At 75.2% G+C, this 15,495-nt stretch carries 13 protein-coding genes and 1 pseudogene; 7 read left to right on the forward strand and 7 right to left on the reverse strand.

Translation table 11 applies throughout. The features are described 5' to 3' along the window. On the forward strand, positions 1–495 hold the full coding sequence (locus ACZ42A_RS38280) for an NUDIX hydrolase (RefSeq protein WP_468531993.1): 495 nt from the start codon (positions 1–3) through the stop codon (positions 493–495). A gap of 167 nt (positions 496–662) precedes the next feature. Then, complete coding sequence (locus ACZ42A_RS38285) at positions 663–1,400, forward strand: D-Ala-D-Ala carboxypeptidase family metallohydrolase (protein ID WP_468531994.1); 738 nt, start codon at positions 663–665, stop codon at positions 1,398–1,400. 97 nt (positions 1,401–1,497) lie between these two features. On the opposite strand, the gene ACZ42A_RS38290 is transcribed toward ACZ42A_RS38285, so the two are convergent. From ACZ42A_RS38290 to ACZ42A_RS38305, 4 genes and pseudogenes are all read right to left on the reverse strand, one after another. Next, a complete protein-coding gene (locus ACZ42A_RS38290; protein WP_468531995.1) occupies positions 1,498–1,671 on the reverse strand; it encodes a CsbD family protein in 174 nt (57 codons plus the stop codon). Positions 1,672–1,766: 95 nt separating this feature from the next. Then, positions 1,767–3,305 (reverse strand): FAD-dependent oxidoreductase, encoded by a 1,539-nt coding sequence (locus ACZ42A_RS38295; RefSeq protein ID WP_468531996.1) that lies wholly within the window; start codon positions 3,303–3,305, stop codon positions 1,767–1,769. Between the two features lie 170 nt (positions 3,306–3,475). Then, positions 3,476–3,589: pseudogene (locus ACZ42A_RS38300) on the reverse strand (alpha/beta hydrolase fold domain-containing protein); the annotation flags it as partial. A gap of 69 nt (positions 3,590–3,658) precedes the next feature. After that, on the reverse strand, positions 3,659–4,297 hold the full coding sequence (locus tag ACZ42A_RS38305) for a class I SAM-dependent methyltransferase (RefSeq protein WP_468531997.1): 639 nt from the start codon (positions 4,295–4,297) through the stop codon (positions 3,659–3,661). Positions 4,298–4,496: 199 nt separating this feature from the next. Here ACZ42A_RS38305 and ACZ42A_RS38310 point away from each other — a divergent pair, with 199 nt between their 5' ends. The 4 genes from ACZ42A_RS38310 (at position 4,497) to ACZ42A_RS38325 (ending at position 11,685) form a co-directional block, all read left to right on the forward strand. Next, entirely contained in the window at positions 4,497–5,372 is an 876-nt protein-coding gene (locus tag ACZ42A_RS38310) for a fructosamine kinase family protein (protein WP_468531998.1), read from the forward strand. Between the two features lie 78 nt (positions 5,373–5,450). Further along, on the forward strand, positions 5,451–6,185 hold the full coding sequence (locus ACZ42A_RS38315) for a lipoprotein (protein WP_468531999.1): 735 nt from the start codon (positions 5,451–5,453) through the stop codon (positions 6,183–6,185). A 116-nt stretch (positions 6,186–6,301) separates the two neighbouring features. Beyond that, complete coding sequence (locus tag ACZ42A_RS38320; protein ID WP_468532000.1) at positions 6,302–8,830, forward strand: SpoIIE family protein phosphatase; 2,529 nt, start codon at positions 6,302–6,304, stop codon at positions 8,828–8,830. A 92-nt stretch (positions 8,831–8,922) separates the two neighbouring features. Further along, a complete protein-coding gene (locus tag ACZ42A_RS38325) occupies positions 8,923–11,685 on the forward strand; it encodes a SpoIIE family protein phosphatase (RefSeq protein ID WP_468532001.1) in 2,763 nt (920 codons plus the stop codon). 18 nt (positions 11,686–11,703) lie between these two features. Here the strand turns inward: ACZ42A_RS38325 and ACZ42A_RS38330 are convergent, their stop codons facing one another. Together ACZ42A_RS38330 and ACZ42A_RS38335 are read right to left on the reverse strand one after the other, a co-directional pair. Beyond that, complete coding sequence (locus ACZ42A_RS38330) at positions 11,704–12,516, reverse strand: hypothetical protein (RefSeq protein ID WP_468532002.1); 813 nt, start codon at positions 12,514–12,516, stop codon at positions 11,704–11,706. A 160-nt stretch (positions 12,517–12,676) separates the two neighbouring features. Continuing rightward, positions 12,677–12,913, reverse strand: coding sequence for a hypothetical protein (locus ACZ42A_RS38335; RefSeq protein ID WP_468532003.1), 237 nt, complete (start codon positions 12,911–12,913; stop codon positions 12,677–12,679). 159 nt (positions 12,914–13,072) lie between these two features. Between ACZ42A_RS38335 and ACZ42A_RS38340 the strand changes: the two genes are divergently transcribed. Further along, positions 13,073–13,747 carry a TetR/AcrR family transcriptional regulator gene (locus tag ACZ42A_RS38340; protein WP_468532004.1) on the forward strand — a complete coding sequence of 225 codons (675 nt, stop codon included), beginning with the start codon at positions 13,073–13,075 and terminating at the stop codon, positions 13,745–13,747. Between the two features lie 150 nt (positions 13,748–13,897). Here the strand turns inward: ACZ42A_RS38340 and ACZ42A_RS38345 are convergent, their stop codons facing one another. Beyond that, complete coding sequence (locus tag ACZ42A_RS38345; RefSeq protein WP_468532005.1) at positions 13,898–15,424, reverse strand: helix-turn-helix domain-containing protein; 1,527 nt, start codon at positions 15,422–15,424, stop codon at positions 13,898–13,900. Positions 15,425–15,495: the final 71 nt, after the last annotated feature.

Genomic DNA, 15,495 nt, shown 5'->3' on the forward strand with positions numbered 1-15,495 from the left:
ATGAGCGGTGGGTGGATGCCGCGCGAGGAGTGGGTGAAGACGCAGCCCCGGGCGCTCGTCGCCTCGTGCGTGCTGCTCCACGACGCCCGGGGGCGGCTGCTGGTGCTGCGCTACTCCCCCGACGAGCCGAGCGCCGGCCAGTGGTGGCTGCCGGGCGGGATGCTCGACCACGGCGAGGACCCGTGGACGGCGGCGCGGCGGGAGGCGTTCGAGGAGACGGGTGTCGACATCGGGCACGAGCCCCGGCTGATCGGCATCGACCACCGCGCCGACGTGCTCGGCACCGGCCCGGTCCTCGACTGCTACTTCGACGGCGGAACGCTCGACGGGACCGAGCGGATCCGGCTGAGCCCGGAGCACGACCGGTACGCCTTCCGCACGCCGGACGAGCTGGCGGAACCGTCGCTGGCCGTCCACCGGCCGATAATCGCCGCGCTGTACGCCGCCGCGCGGTCCGGGAGCGTCGTATGCCTGCGGGAGGGACGGCCTTGGTGAGGGCCCGCGGGACGGGGCGGCACGGGTGAGGCGGAGCAGGCCTCACCCGCCCTTGCGCCGCCTCCCGCCTGTGCCCCATCGTTGACGCGCGTAACACGGCCCTGTTGACGCGCAACACGGCTCTTCACGTTCGGCAGTGGCTCACCTGTCCCCGACCTGGAGGTCGCATGCTCAGACGCACGGCACGACTCGTCGCCGCACTTGTCATGATCCTGTCCGGCGCGTTCGCGGGAACCGTCGCGACGGCGGGCACCGCGCACGCCGACGGCTGCTACACCTGGACCCGCACGCTGTCCCAGGGCGCCTCGGGCGCCGATGTCACCCAGCTCCAGATCCGGCTCGGCGGCTACGCGGGCTACGGCTCCGTCCTGGCCGTCGACGGCAGCTTCGGTCCGGCCACCGAAGCCGCCCTGAAGCGCTTCCAGTCGGCGTACGGCCTATCGCCGGACGGCGTCGCCGGCACCAACACCTACAACAAGCTGTACGCCCTCCAGGACGACGACTGCACCCCGGTTCACTTCTCCTACAGCGAGCTGAACGACTGCAACACCACCTGGTCCGGCGGCGCGGTCAGCGCGGCCACCGCCAAGGCCAACGCGCTGCGCACCATGTGGAAGCTGGAGGCGCTGCGGCACGCGCTCGGCGACCAGCCCATCACCGTCACCAGCGGTTTCCGGTCGTACGCCTGCAACGAGGCGGTCGGCGGCGCGAGCAACAGCCGTCACCTCTACGGCGACGCCGCCGATCTCGGCGCCGGGCCGCACTCCCTGTGCACGCTCGCCAAGCAGGCCCGCTACCACGGCTTCCGCGGCATCCTCGGCCCGGGCTACCCCGGCCACAACGACCACACGCACGTCGACCACCGCGACAGCCAGTACTGGTCGGCGCCCACCTGCGGCATCTGATCGCACCCGGACAGCGATCGGGCCGGTTCCGCCGCATACGTGCGGAGCCCGGCCCGTCGCGACTGTCGTCATTCAGCCGATCACGTCGTCGGCGGCGTCACTCACGGAACGCGTCCTTGGTCTTCTCCTTCGCCTGACGGAGGTCGCCCTTCGCCTTCTTCGTCCGCCCCTCGGTCGTCATGCTCTCGTTGCCCACCGCGCGGGCGGCCGTCTCCTTGACCTTGCCCTTGGCCTGCTCCATCTTCGCCTTGGCCTTCTGGTTGCGCGCCACGCTCGCTCACTCCCCACGGTTCACTTTCGGGGTCACAGCACCGGGTGACCCCATACGTGGCACACCAAACCCGGGCCCGGCAGGACGCGCGGCCGTCAGATCTCCCGGGGCCGCAGCGGGCGCACCGCCGGGCCCTGCACGACACTGCCGTCGGGCGCGAAGCGTGAGCCGTGGCAGGGGCACTCCCAGGCGCCCTCGGCCTGGTTGAAGGCGACCAGACAGCCCATGTGGGTGCAGCGCGCGGCGACGGCGTGCAGCCGGCCCTGCTCGTCGCGGTGGACCGCCACGTGCCGGCCGCCGATCGGGACGACGACGCCCTCCCCGGGCGCGAGGTCGTCGACGGGCGCGCGCGAGCCGGGCGGCAGCGACGGCAGCCGGTCGCCGACGAAGTGCCGGGCCACCGTGGCCTGGTGCTTGAGGAACCGTCCGCCCTCGCGGACGACGGAGGCGATACGGCGCGGGTCGTACAGGCCGCTCCAGGGGCTCTCCCGCCCGGTGATCAGATCGCAGAGCAGCCGCCCGGCCATGATCCCGCCGGTCATCCCCCAGCCGCCGAAGCCGGTGGCCACGTAGACGTGGCGGGCACCGGGGTGCAGGAGGCCGACGAGCGGCACCGAGTCCGTGGAGTCGTTGTCCTGGGTGGCCCACCGGTGGGTGATGTGCAGATCGCCGAAGTGGCGCAGGGCCCAGCCGGTGAGGGTGGCGAACCGCTCCTCCACGTCGCGGCCGGTGCCCGGGGGGAAGTGCTCACCGGTCACGATGAGCAGGCGCCGCCCGTCCTCGTAGGGCGCGGTCCGCACCGAGCGGGTCCGGTGCTCCGGCGTGATGTACATGCCGTCGGGCGCCTGTGCCGCGTCGACGGGGGCGGCGACCACCAGCTCCCGGCGCGGGGTGAGGCGGGTGAACAGGAGGGCCCGGTCGAAGATCGGATAGTGGGTGGCGACGACGACGTCCCGCGCGGTAACGCGCACCCCCTGCTCCGTGGTCAGCACGCAGGGCTCCCCCTCGGTGAGTCCCACCACGCGGGTGCCCTCGTACAGCCGGCCGCCGCCGCGGCGCAGGCTGTCGGCCAGCGCCAGCAGGTACTTGCGGGGATGGAACTGGGCCTGCTCGGTGACCCGGACGGCGCCCGCCACGGGGAACGGCAGGTCCGTCTCGGTCGTGAACTCGGCGGGCAGCCCCGCCTCCCGCGCGGCCTCCGCCTCGGCCCGCACCTCGGGGACGCGGTGGCGGCCCTGCACGTAGGTGTACGCGGCGGTGTCCTCCCAGTCGCAGTCGACGCCCAGTTCGTGGGCGGTCTCGGCGGCATGGCGGATCGCCTCCAGCTGGGAGCGGGCGTACAGCCGGGCCCCCTCCGCGCCGCGGCTGCGGCGCAGACGGTCGTAGATCAGAGTGTGCTGGGCGGTGACCTTCGCGGTGGTGTGCCCGGTGACACCGGCCGCGATCCGGTCGGCCTCCAGCACCGCGACCCCGCGCCCGCGCCGGACCAGCTCCCACGCCGTGCTGAGGCCCGCGATCCCCGCCCCGACGACCGCCACGTCGACCGTGAGATCACCCTCCGGCGCGGGGGCCGGCTCACCGGGCGGCAGCGTCTGCAGCCAGTACGACCCGTAGGTCCCCACCTGTCCGCTCATGCGCGCCGAGTGCCCACGCGCGGGGCGATCACACGGGGACGGGACGGGGTGCGCCTGACGGGTTGCCGCGACACGCCCCACTCCGGCCGGTGCCCGGCGCTCGCCGGCACGGCGGGAGTCTGGGAGGCGACCGGCCCGGGGATCTTCGCCTCGGCGGGCGCGAGCGGCTGCTCCTCGTCCCGCTTCGGGTCGAACTCGGCGGTGGCGATGTAGGCGGGAGGCGGGCCGGACAGGTCGGCGGCCCGCGCGGGGGCGGCGTACGGCGTGGCGGGCGGGGAGCCCGGAGAGTGCCCAGGACGCGCCACCGGCTCCCTGCGCCGCGCCGCCGAGCATCTCCACCTCCGCCGAGGAACTCACCCGTTCCGGCGCAGTCGCCAGACGTTGTCCTCGCGGTGGCCCTCGACGCCGTCCGGGGAGACGCTGGGCTTGCGGACGGTCTCGGCGGTGACCAGGGTCCACTCCCCCTCGGGCAGGGCGAGTTCGGCCGGCAGGCCGTCCAGGGTGGGGAACTCGCCGTCGAAGGGCGGCTCGTGCTGCCAGGTCGGCCACGTGGCGTGCAGGCCGATCAGCAGGGTGCCGTGCGGTGCGACGGCCGCGGCGGCGCGGCGCAGGATCCCGTACAGGTCGAGGTCGACCGGGGACTGCAGGTAGTGGGCGCTGACCAGGTCGAAGGTGCCGTCGGGGAAGGTGCGGCCCAACTCGTGGCGTTCCCAGGCGATCCGCTCGCCGACGCCGGCCTCGGCGGCGTGCCGGGCGGCGCGTTCCAGGGCGGTGGCCGCGATGTCGACCGCAGTGACCCGCCAGCCGCGGGACGCCAGCCAGACGGCGTCCGCGCCCTCCCCGCAGCCGAGGTCGAGGGCGGTGCCCGGGGTCAGGTCGCTCGCCTCCCGGACCAGCAGCGGGTTGGGACGGCCGCTCCAGACGCGGTCGTTGGCGCGGTAGAAGCCCTCCCAGAAGTCGGCGGGTCGGTCCGGCGCGGGGGTGTGCGTCATGGTGTGTCCTCCTGTGTTCGGGTACGGACTTCCGTGTCAGGTACGGACGTCCGTGTCGCGTACGGCTCTCTGTCTCGCGTATGGCCCTCTGTGTCGCGTACGGCCCTGCACCACCGAGCGTGGATCGGCTCCGGGCGTGCGGCAAACATCCTTGCCGGTTCGGCAAATCCGGGGCGGGTCCGGTCGTACTCTGGTGGCCGTGCGTGAAGTGGACAGGACGTTCCGTCCGGCGGCGGTGGCGGCGCGGTGCACCGGGCGGCGGGTGACCGGGGTGCGACAGGTGTCCGGGGCGCTCGCCGAGGTCACCCTGCGCGGCGGCCCGGTGGTGATGGTGAAGCACCAGGAGGCGCCCGGCGGGGTGCGCGCCGAGGCCGCGGGGCTGCGGTGGCTGGCGGAGGCCGGCGCGGTGCCGGTGCCCGCCGTACACGGGCACGAGGGGCCGTGGCTCGTCCTCGACCGGGTACCGGCCGGGCGGCCCGACGCGGAGGCGGCGGTGCGGTTCGGGCGGGAGCTGGCCGCGCTGCACGCCGCGGGCGCGCCCGCGTTCGGGGCACCGCCGCCGGGCGGGCCCGAGGACGCCGCGATCGGGCTGGCCCCGATGCGCAACGTCACCGGCGACGACTGGCCCCGCTGGTACGCCGAGCACCGCGTGCTGCCGTATCTGCGCCGCGCCGTCGACGAGGGCATCCTGCGCCCCGAGGAGGCCGGGGTGGTCGAGCGGGTCTGCGGGCGGCTCCCGGAGCTGGCCGGGCCCGAGGAGCCGCCCGCCCGGCTGCACGGCGATCTGTGGAACGGCAACGTCCTGTGGGGCGCCGACGGACGGGCCTGGCTGATCGACCCGGCCGCGCACGGCGGACATCGCGAGACCGACCTGGCCATGCTCCGGCTCTTCGGCTGCCCGCACCTCGACCGGATCCTGGACGGCTACCAGGAGGCCGCCCCGCTCGCCGACGGCTGGCGGGAACGCGTCGCCCTGCACCAGCTCTTCCCGCTGCTCGTCCATGTGGTGCTGTTCGGGCGGTCGTACGCCGCTCAGGCCGTTGAGGCAGCGCGCACCGCCCTGGCCGCCCGCTGACCCCGCGGCCGCCCCCTGGCCGCGGCTGTCGGTCCCCTCGGATACAGTGACGCGCCACTGGTGAGAGGAGACAGGACAGTGCAGGTCAGGGTGGGGAAGGCGGGGCGGGCCATGGCCCATGCCGCCGTGGTGGCCATGGTGCTGACGGGGTGTGCGGAATCCGGCGGGTCGGACGCGAAGGCGTCGGCGAGCGCGTCGCCCGGTGCCTCGGGGGACGCGGACCCGGCGGTCGCCGAGCGGGGCGGGACCCTAGGCGCCGCGGGCTCCGCCTGCGAGCTGCCGGTCACCTTCGACCTCGCCGAGGACTGGGAGGCGGAGGCGATCGACACCGCCGCGGCCGAGTCCCAGGTCGACGAACTGGAGGAGAAGAGCTCGGACGACCCGGAGAGCCTGGAGAAGGAACTGGCCGCCGAGATCGCCGACTCGCTGCTCCGCCAGGGACCGGTCGTCGCCGCCTGCGAGGTGGACGCCAAGCCCGCCGGGCACATCGGCTTCCTGCGCGTCTTCACCGGCGAGCCGGGCGACGACGACGCGCGGACCGTCCTGGAGGCCTTCGTGACCGCCGAGGCCAGTGACGAGGTCAGCCTCGACCAGCAGCGCTACCGCACCTTCCGGTCGGGCGACCTGACCGGGGTCGAGGTGTCGTACCTGCGCACGAGCGCGATCCTTGAGGAGACGCAGAAGCAGCGCGCGCTCGCCGTCACCACGGCGGACGGGCCGGTCGTCCTGCACCTCGGCGGGCTGGACGACGAGGAGCACGCGGGGATGCTTCCGGCGTTCGAACTCGCCAAGCGGACCCTGCGCAGCTCCTGACCGCCGCCCCCGGGGCGCGGGCACGCGGGCGTACGCCCGCGTGCGGGCGGCGGGCGTCCGGGCGCATCCTTGCTGTGTCGCCTGCGCGACGGCACGCTCGGACGGGGATAGGACCGATGACTGGGAGCGGCGAGGCCCGAAGCGGGACACATGCACGGCTGTCCGCGCTGCTCACCGACGCCGCGGTGGAGGCGACCGGCGCCGCCGAAGCCCGGGCCGCCGGAGTCTACGTCCGGTCCTCGACGCCCGGAGTGCTGCGGCTGGCGGCCCTGGCGGGGCTGCCGGGCGTGCTGTTCCGGCCCTGGTGGCGGGTGCACGTGGACCGGCGCTTCCCGGTCGCCGACACCTACCGGCTCGGCGTGCAGGTGGTGCTGCCGAACGCCACGGAGACCATGCGCCGGTACCCGCAGTTCGCCGCCGCTCTGCCGTTCCCCATCGGGTCGATCTGTGTGCCGCTGTCCCGCGGGGGCGAGACGTTCGGGGTGCTGACCGTGCTGCGGCCGGCCACGCCGGAGGCCGCGGAGATGCTGCCCGCCCGAGACCGGCTGGCCGAGCTGGCCGAGGAGCTGGGCGCCGCGGTGGGCCGTCCGCAGACCGACGGGCCGACTCTGACCTGGGACGAGGAGCCGGTGTGCGTCGCGCCGCCGACCACCCGCCCGGCGTCGGTGCGGGTCGGCCGGTTCTCCTGGGATCCGGCGGCGGACGTCGCCACCGGCGACGACACCGTGCGCGTGCTCCTGGGGCTGTCCCCCGACGACCTGCCGGGCAGCGCCCGCGCTCTCGTGCGGACGCTGACCAAGCGGGACGCGCACCGGCTGCTGGAGCTGCTGCGGGACACGGCCGGCGGCGGTCCCCGCCTGGAGGAGCCGCTGTACGTGCACACCGCCGACGGCGCCGCGCTGCGGGTCGAGCTGTGGACGCCGTCCTGCGTCGAGGGCATCGTCCTCGACGCGGGCTCGGTGGCCGACGCGGCGGCCGACCAGCTGCCGCAGGGACTGTTCTCCCTCGACCGCCTGGGGCGGATCGTGCACGCCAATCCGCACGCCGCCCGGCTGCTGGGCGAACCGCGGGCCCGGTTCCTCGGGCGGCCCCTGTGGGAGGGCGTGCCGTGGCTCGGCCAGCCCGCCTTCGAGGACCATCTGCGGGCGGCCCTGCTCGCCCCCGACCCGGTGCACTTCCACGTCCGTCGGCCGCCGCCCGAGAGCCGGGAGAGCGCGCCGGAAGCGCACCGGCCGGGCGAGCCGTTCCGGCCGGGCGAGGGCGACTGGCTGGCCGTCTCCGTCCATCCCGGCGCCGATGTGCTGACCTGCACCGTGGCCCGGTCCACGGGCGGCGGGGACGCCGCCGCGCCACCGGAGGCCGGGACGGCGGGGCCGGAGGGGAGGGCGGGGGCGGGGGCGGCCCAGGCGTCCCCGGTGTACCGGCCGATCGTGCTCGCGCTGGCGCTGACCGAGGCGGTCACCGCCCGGCAGGTGTCGGCGGTGGTCATGCAGGAGCTGCTGCCCGCCTTCGGCGGCCGCCGGCTCGCCATCTATCTGCTCCAGGACCGGCATCTGTACCTGGCCTGGGAGACCGGCTTCCCGCCCGGGTTCCTCGCGCCCTTCCAGGGCGTCGGCCTCGACGCCCGGCTGCCCGGCGTGGAGACGCTGACCACCGGCCAGCCGCTGTTCTTCGACTCGATGGAGCAGCTGGCGGCGGCCTACCCCGGCATTCCGCTGGACGCGACGGAGGGGTCCCGCGCCTTCCTGCCCCTGATCGCCTCGGGGCGGCCGGTCGGCTCCTGCATCCTCGGCTTCGACCGGGCGCGCAGCTTCGGCACCGAGGAGCGCACGGTGCTGACCGCGCTGGCCGGGGTGATCGCGCACGCGATGGAGAAGGCCCAGCGCTACGAGACCGAGGCCGCGCTCGCCCGCGGCCTGCAACGGGCGCTGCTCCCCCGCCGGCTGTCGGTCCACCCCCGGGTGGAGGCCGCGGGCCGCTATCTTCCGGGCACCCAGGGGATGGACGTCGGCGGGGACTGGTACGACGTCGTCGAGGCCGGCGACGGGGTGGCCCTGGTGATCGGCGACGTCCAGGGGCACGGCGTACAGGCGGCTGCCACGATGGGTCAGCTGCGCAGCGCCGTGCGGGCGTTCGCGCTGGACGACCGTCCGCCGGACGAGGTGCTGAGCGGCACCAACCGGCTGCTGATCGACCTGGATCCGGGCCAGTTCGCCACGTGCTGCTATGTGCGTCTCGACCCGCTCACGGGCGTCGCCCGGATCGTCCGGGCGGGCCATCCGCCGCCGCTGCTGCGTCACCCGGACGGCCGCACCCATGTGCTGGACCTGCCCGGCGGGGTGGTGCTCGGGGTGGACGCGCACGCCGACTACCCGGTGTCGGAGCTGCCGGTGGCGCCCGGCGCGCTGCTGGCCTTGTACACGGACGGACTCGTGGAGCGGCCCGGCGGCGACATCGACGACGGCATCGCCGCGCTGCGGCTGGCCCTGGCGAAGGCCGGTACGCCGCCACTGCGGTCGGGCGGGCGCTGGCTCGCGGGGGTCGCCGACCGGCTCACCGCGGCCGCCCGGCACGCCGTCGACCGACCGGACGACATCGCACTGCTGCTCGCCTGCCGGCGTGGCGAGCCCGGGCCCACCGGATGAAACGCGACCGTACGACACCGGATGAACCCGACCGTACGACGGCCCCGGGTGACGCCCTCGCCTCCCGGGGCCGGGGAGTGTAGACAGGGCACATGGTCCGACATTTGGGTCGATCCCGGGCTCGGTCCACCGGACCGCCCGGCACCGCGCGTTCCCGGCGTGTGCCGCCGGCAGCCCTCGAGGACGGTCGCGGGCCGCGGCGGCGCGCGGACCGGCGCGGCCCGGCGAGCGGACTGCGGCCGGTGCTGAGCGGGCGCACTGTCGCCGGGCAGGTGTTCGTGCTCCAGGTGGTCGTCGTGCTGGTGCTGGTCGCCGCCGCGGTGGTGGCGCTGGTGCTCCAGGCGCGGTACGACAGCACGCAGGAGGCCCGCAACCGGTCGCTGGCCGTCGCCGAGACCTTCGCCGAGGCGCCGGGCACCCTGGAGGCGCTCGGCAGCCCGGATCCCACGGCGGTGCTCCAGCCGCGGGCGGAGGCGGCGCGCGAGGCGACGGGCGTGGACTTCATCGTCGTCACGAACACCGAGGGCATCCGCTACACCCATCCCCTGCCCGACCGCATCGGCAAGAAGTTCGTCGGAAACCTCGAGCCCGCGCTCGCCGGGCAGCCGGTGACCGAGGAGATCGAGGGGACGATCGGGCGGCTGGTGCAGGCCAACGTGCCCATCCAGGAGCCGGACGGGACGGTGGTCGGCGTGGTGTCGGCCGGAATCACCACCGAGCACGTGGGCGGCGCCGCCGACCGGCAGCTGCCGCTGGTGCTGACCGCCGGGGCGGTGGGGCTCGCGGTGGCCACGGCGGGCACCGCGCTGGTGAGCCGGCGGCTGCTGCGGCAGACCCGCGGGCTGGGGCCGCGCGAGATGACCCGGATGTACGAGCACCACGACGCGGTGCTGCACGCCGTCCGCGAGGGCGTGCTGATCGTGGACGGCGACGGCGCACTGCTGCTCGCCAACGACGAGGCGCGCCGGCTGCTGGATCTGCCGGCCGATGCCGAGGGCCGGCACGTCCGCGAGCTGGGCCTCGATCCGTCCACCTCCGAGTTGCTGGCCTCCCGCCGGGTCGCCACGGACGAGGTGCGGCTGGTGAAGGACCGGCTGCTGGCGATCAACCAGCGGCCCACGGACCTGGCGGGCGGCCCGCCGGGCAGTGTGGCGACGCTGCGCGACTCCACCGAGCTGCGTGCCCTGTCGGGCCGGGCGGAGGTGGCGCGGGAACGCCTCGACATGCTGTACGCGGCGGGTGTGGGCATCGGCACGAGCCTGGACGTGACCCGGACGGCGGAGGAGCTGACGGAGCTGGCCGTGCCCCGCTTCGCGGACTTCGTCACCGTGGACCTGTTCGACGCGGTGCTCGCCGGGGAGCCGCCGCAGGCCGGCCCGGAGCTGCGCCGTACGGCCTTCGGCGGGATCCGGCGGGATCCGCCGCTGTACCCGGTGGGCCAGCGGATCCACTTCGTGCCCTCCTCGCCGCAGGCGCGCAGCCTGCGCACCGGGCAGGCCATCCTGGAGCCCCGGCTGACCGAGGCACCGGGCTGGCAGGCGCAGGACCTGGAACGCACCGCGCAGGTGCTCGAGTACGGCATCCACTCCCTGATCACCGCGCCGCTGCGGGCCGGGTCGCTGGTCCTGGGCCTGGCCAACTTCTGGCGTGCGCGTGAGCAGGAGCCGTTCGACGCGGAGGATCTGGCGCTCGCGGAGGAACTGGTGGCGCGGGCCGCGGTCTCCATCGACAACGCCCGCCGCTACACCCGCGAGCACACCATGGCGGTGACCCTCCAGCGCAGTCTGCTGCCGCGCAGCCTGCCCGAGCAGAACGCGCTGGACGTCGCCTACCGGTATCTGCCGGCGCAGGCCGGGGTCGGCGGCGACTGGTTCGACGTGCTGCCGCTGTCCGGGGCCCGGGTCGCCCTGGTGGTCGGCGACGTCGTGGGGCACGGCCTGCACGCGGCGGCGACGATGGGCCGGCTGCGGACCGCCGTGCACAACTTCACGGCGCTGGACCTGGCGCCCGACGAACTGCTGACGCTGCTCGACGAGATGGTCGCCCGGATCGACCAGCACGAGGCCGAGGAGGGCGGCAGCGACCCGGTCACGGGCGCGACCTGTCTGTACGCGATCTACGATCCGGTCTCCCGGCGCTGCGCGATCGCCCGTGCGGGGCACCCGCCGCCCGCCGTGGTGCGGCCGGACGGCGCGGTGGAGTTCCCCGAGGTGCCCGCCGGTCCCCCGCTGGGCCTGGGCGGGCTGCCGTTCGAGATGGCCGATCTGGAGCTGGCGGAGGGCAGCCGGCTGGTGCTGTACACGGACGGGCTGGTGGAGGACCGCAGCCGGGACATCGACGTCGGCCTGGGTCTGCTGCGCGAGGCGCTGGAGCAGGCCGGTCCGTCGCCGGAGGACACCTGCCGGGCGGTGGTGGACGCGCGGCTGCCGGCCCGGCCGAGCGACGACATCGCCCTGATCGTGGCCCGCACCCGCGCACTGGGCTCCGACCGGGTCGCCGCCTGGGACGTGCCGTCCGATCCGGCGGCCGTGGCGGAGGTACGCTCCTCGGTCACCCGGCGGCTGGCCGAGTGGGGCCTGGAGGAACTGGCGTTCACCACGGAGCTGGTGCTCAGCGAGCTGGTCACCAACGCGATCCGCTACGGCGGCGCCCCGATCCGGGTGCGGGTGCTGCGCGACCGCAGCCTGATCTGCGAGGTCTTCGACAGCAGCAGCACGGCTCCGCATCTGCGCTACGCGGCCATGACGGACGAGGGCGGCCGCGGTCTGTTCCTCGTCGCCCAGCTCGCGGAGCGCTGGGGCACCCGCTATCTGCCGGGCGGCAAGGTGATCTGGGCGGAGCAGCCGCTGCCGTGAGCCGGCCGGACCGTGGCGTCAGTCGCGGTCCATCCGGTGCACGAACCAGCCACCGGCCACCAGGAACAGCAGCCACATGCCGGCGGCGGCGACCGGCCCGCCGAGCAGGTAGCCGTAGCCGACGGCCGGGATGGTGGCGATCATGGCGGTCCAGGCGAGGGCGCTCCAGGCACCGAACGCGTCGGGCAGCTCGCGCGCGCCGCGGCGCAGCAGCAGGACGCCGGTCCCGATGCCGTAGAGCCCCGCCCCGACCAGGGCGAGAGCGAAGGCGGTGGCGTGCTCGGAACGTTCGCGCGGTGTGCCGGCGGTGTCCTGGCGGACGCCCTGCCACGCGATTCCGGTCACCTCCCCCCGCCACAGCGTCACGTCGATCCGGGCGCCGGTGCTCAGCCGCGCAAGCAGGGGTTCGGGGCTCCTCAGGACGACCTCGGCGGGCAGCCGCCCGGACGCCTCGAGCCGCAGCACGTGCCGGCCGTCCGCGCTGCGGGTGTCCCGTACGGTCGCCGGGAGCGTGCGCAGGCAGTCGTCGCCGTCGCCGGCGCACGGCTCGGCCGCGCGGAACTCCCGCACGGTGTCCGCCGCCCGGGTCACCTCGGCCATCAGCGCCGCTCCGGCCGCCAGGAGAGCGACCCCGGCCAGCAGGGCGCCGACCGCCCAGATCCGCCGCCATCGAAGTCGGCTGCGGCGCCGCAGCTCCGCCGACGTCACTCCCGTACGCCGCCTGCGCTCCGCCGCCAGCCGGGAGCGGCGTGCGGCGCGCACCCGGGCGGTCCGCCTGCGGATCTCCCTCCTGCGCTCCGCGTCGCTCGGTGTCCCCTGTGGTCCGGCCATCGCCCCGACTCCCCCCGTCGCTCCCCGCGTCCCCCTGTGCGAGTCCCCCTATGAAGGCACGAAGGGAAGCGTTCCGGCCAGTCGGCCGCGCGGCCGGAGGCACGGCGAAGGCCCGGCCCCGGGCGTCGCCGGGATCCGGGCCGGGTGGGGTGAGTGCCCGTCAGCCGCCGCTGAGCCGCGTCCGCAGCAGTTCCTTGCCCAGCTCGGCACCCTTGCGGCTGTCCGACTGTGCCTTGCGGAACAGCTCCGCGACCTCGGTGTCCTTGGCGCGCTCCGCGTCCTGGATGTACGTCTCCAGCCGGAGCGCGTTGTCGAGGCACGCCTCCACGTACCAGATGAGGTTGTAGTCCTTGTCTGCCGTGCCGGTCACACCGCCGGTCTCCGTGCTGCTGGTCACTCGGGCCTCCTCCTTCTGTGCGGTGGTGTCTTCACGCTTGTCGCTGCGGGCCGGGTACCCGTCCTGTCCGGGGACACACGGGCAGGAACGCCCCGTGGGGACACATGTCCCACCGGGCAAGATGTCCCATGGGGACATGACCGGCGTAGCCTCGGAGACATGGAGGCCACGGAGCCCGCGACCGAGGACCGCCGGCGGCGCAGGGCGCGGCGAACCCGCGAGGCGCTGGCCACCGCCGCCCTGGAGCTGATCCTGGAGCGCGGCCTGGCGGCGACCACGGTGGAGGTGATCGCCGAGCGCGCCGACGTCACCCGCCGCACCTTCAGCCGGCACTTCACCGGCAAGGAGGACGCGGCCCTGGACTTCGTCCGGGCCGACGGCGACCGCGTCAACGCCCGCCTGCGCGCCCGCCCCGCCACCGAACCGCCACTGCTCGCCTGCCGGCGGGCGGTGGCGGAGTGGCTCGCCGACCGCGAGGACCCGGCCTGGCACCCACGCCCCCCGATGCGGCGGCTGCTGGCGCTGCTGGACGCGGAACCCGCGCTGTCCGCCGCCTACGAACGCATCCGGGCCGACGCCCGGGAGGACTCCATCCGGATCCTCGCCGAGCGGCTCGGCACCGACGGCCTGCGGGACGTGCGTCCGGCGGTCGTCGTCGACGCCGCCGCCGGTGTCCTCACCGCCGCGCTGCGCCTGTGGGCGCGCCGCTCCGAGGACGACGACCGGGGAGCCGCGGACCTCGCCGCACTGGTGGAGCGGGCCTACGACGCCCTGACCGGAGAGGCAGCGGCCGCGGCCGCCCATCGCACCGTCGAAGAGCGAGAAGCACTCTGAGGACACCCGGGTACGACGCGGGGCTGACGCCGTATCCGTGGAGGCGCGACCGGTCCCCCGTACCGGTCGCGCCGTCCTGCCGAGCCGAAGCTACGTGCCCGGCGGACCGGTTGGGAACCGCGTCGATGCCAGCTCCGGCGGGCGGAGGACTCACCCGTGCACAGGTGAGTCCGGATTGTTCCGGTCCGCCGCGTCCAGAGCGGGCTCGGGGAGGTCGCCGAGCGCCAAGTGGGCGAGGACGACCTCGTACAGGTCATGGCCGCCCGCGAGAAGCTGGCGTTCCAGGACCGGTTCGGCGGCGCGTACGTGCTCGCGGACGGTCTGCGCGTGGACGCCCAGGCACCGGGCGGCGCGTTCGGCGTTGCCGCCGGCGGCGAGCCAGGCGCGCAGGGTGCGACGCAGATCGCGCCCGTCGTCGTCCAGTCGGTCCAGCAGGCCGTGCGCCCAGGTCCGCACCGCCGGTCCGGACAGCAGATCACCGAGGCGCGTGCGGCCCGGGTCGGCGGGCCCGTCGGCGGTGTTCCCCAGCCCGGCCTGGGTGTTGAGGGCCAGGTGGACGGCGGCGCGCGCGGTCAGGTCGGAGAAGTCGGTGCGCAGCAGGGCCTCCACGCGGTCCATGCGGGCGCGGACGGTGTTGCGGCTGACGCCGAGCACCTTCGCCGTGCTGACGGCGGTGAACTCCAGGCCGAGCCGGGTGGTGGCGAGGAGTTCGGCGCGGACGTGGTGGGCGAGGCGGTCCAGGGGGCGCAGCAACGCGAGGGTCCAGTCGCGCAGCGCCCGCGGGTCCATCAGACGTTCGGGGTGGGTGCGTTCGGCGTACACGGCGGCCCGGTCGGGCCGGAACCGCGCGACGGCCAGGGCGCTGACCGCCTGCCCGTAGGCCGCTGCGGTCTGGGCGAGGCTCTGCCGGGCGCTGCCGCCGAGAAAGGTGCCGGGCCGGCGGTCGACCAGCGACCGCAGCTCGTCCGCGGCGGTCTCGCCCGGCATGACGACGATGACATGCCCGTCCTTGGCGGGGCAGCGCACCACCAGGGCCCGCTCCCCGGTGGCGTCCAGGCAGGCGTCGGCGAGCAGGTCCCGCTGCTCGGGGCGGCATTCGGCGACGTACACACAGGCCGTGTCGGTGTCGAGGAGCCCGGGCCACAGGCCCGCGGCGACCCGGCGGGCGGAGACGGTGTCCTCGACCATGAGCAGCTGGAGGATGGCCAGCCGCAGGTCGGACGCGGCCCGTTCGAGCCGGTGTCCGGCGGCGGTGGTCTCGTGGGCGCACAGCAGCAGCTCCAGCACACCGGCGGTGTGCGTGACGATGTCCGCCGTACGCCGGTCGAACGGCGCGGTGCGCGCCACGGTGAGGACGGCCGCCCTCGCCGGCTGGGGCAACGCCACCCGGACCAGGCGCAGATGGCGTCCGTGGTCCTCCAGGGCGGCGGAGGCGATCCGGCCGGCCGCGATGTCCGCGGCGAGCGCCGGGTCCGCCGGGACGGGCCGGCCGGCCAGCGGGGTGCCGGTGGCGTCCTGGAGGCAGACGTCGGCCGCGGCGGCCTCGGCGAGCCAGGCGACGACCCGGCGCGGGTCGCGCGCGGCGGGCCGCAGATGGTCCAGGAGTTGTTCCGCCCAGGTCGGCGCGGCGGTGTGGTCCGCAGTGCCCATGACGGCCCCGTGTTCCCGGCCGGCCATGTCGGCTTCTCCTCGTTCCTCGTCCTGCCCTCGGCTCGTGGGTCGGGACGTTACCTCACCTCCGCCGGGCG

Source organism: Streptomyces sp. NPDC030838 (genome assembly GCF_055572035.1).

Excerpts from the sequence above, each read along its gene's own strand:
- ACZ42A_RS38280 (WP_468531993.1), top strand. The coding sequence starts at position 1 with ATGAGCGGTGGGTGGATGCCGCGCGAGGAGTGGGTGAAGACGCAGCCC.
- ACZ42A_RS38285 (WP_468531994.1), top strand. The coding sequence starts at position 663 with ATGCTCAGACGCACGGCACGACTCGTCGCCGCACTTGTCATGATCCTG.
- ACZ42A_RS38295 (WP_468531996.1), bottom strand. The coding sequence starts at position 3,305 with ATGAGCGGACAGGTGGGGACCTACGGGTCGTACTGGCTGCAGACGCTG.
- ACZ42A_RS38305 (WP_468531997.1), bottom strand. The coding sequence starts at position 4,297 with ATGACGCACACCCCCGCGCCGGACCGACCCGCCGACTTCTGGGAGGGC.
- ACZ42A_RS38320 (WP_468532000.1), top strand. The coding sequence starts at position 6,302 with ATGACTGGGAGCGGCGAGGCCCGAAGCGGGACACATGCACGGCTGTCC.
- ACZ42A_RS38325 (WP_468532001.1), top strand. The coding sequence starts at position 8,923 with ATGGTCCGACATTTGGGTCGATCCCGGGCTCGGTCCACCGGACCGCCC.
- ACZ42A_RS38330 (WP_468532002.1), bottom strand. The coding sequence starts at position 12,516 with ATGGCCGGACCACAGGGGACACCGAGCGACGCGGAGCGCAGGAGGGAG.
- ACZ42A_RS38340 (WP_468532004.1), top strand. The coding sequence starts at position 13,073 with ATGGAGGCCACGGAGCCCGCGACCGAGGACCGCCGGCGGCGCAGGGCG.
- ACZ42A_RS38345 (WP_468532005.1), bottom strand. The coding sequence starts at position 15,424 with ATGGCCGGCCGGGAACACGGGGCCGTCATGGGCACTGCGGACCACACC.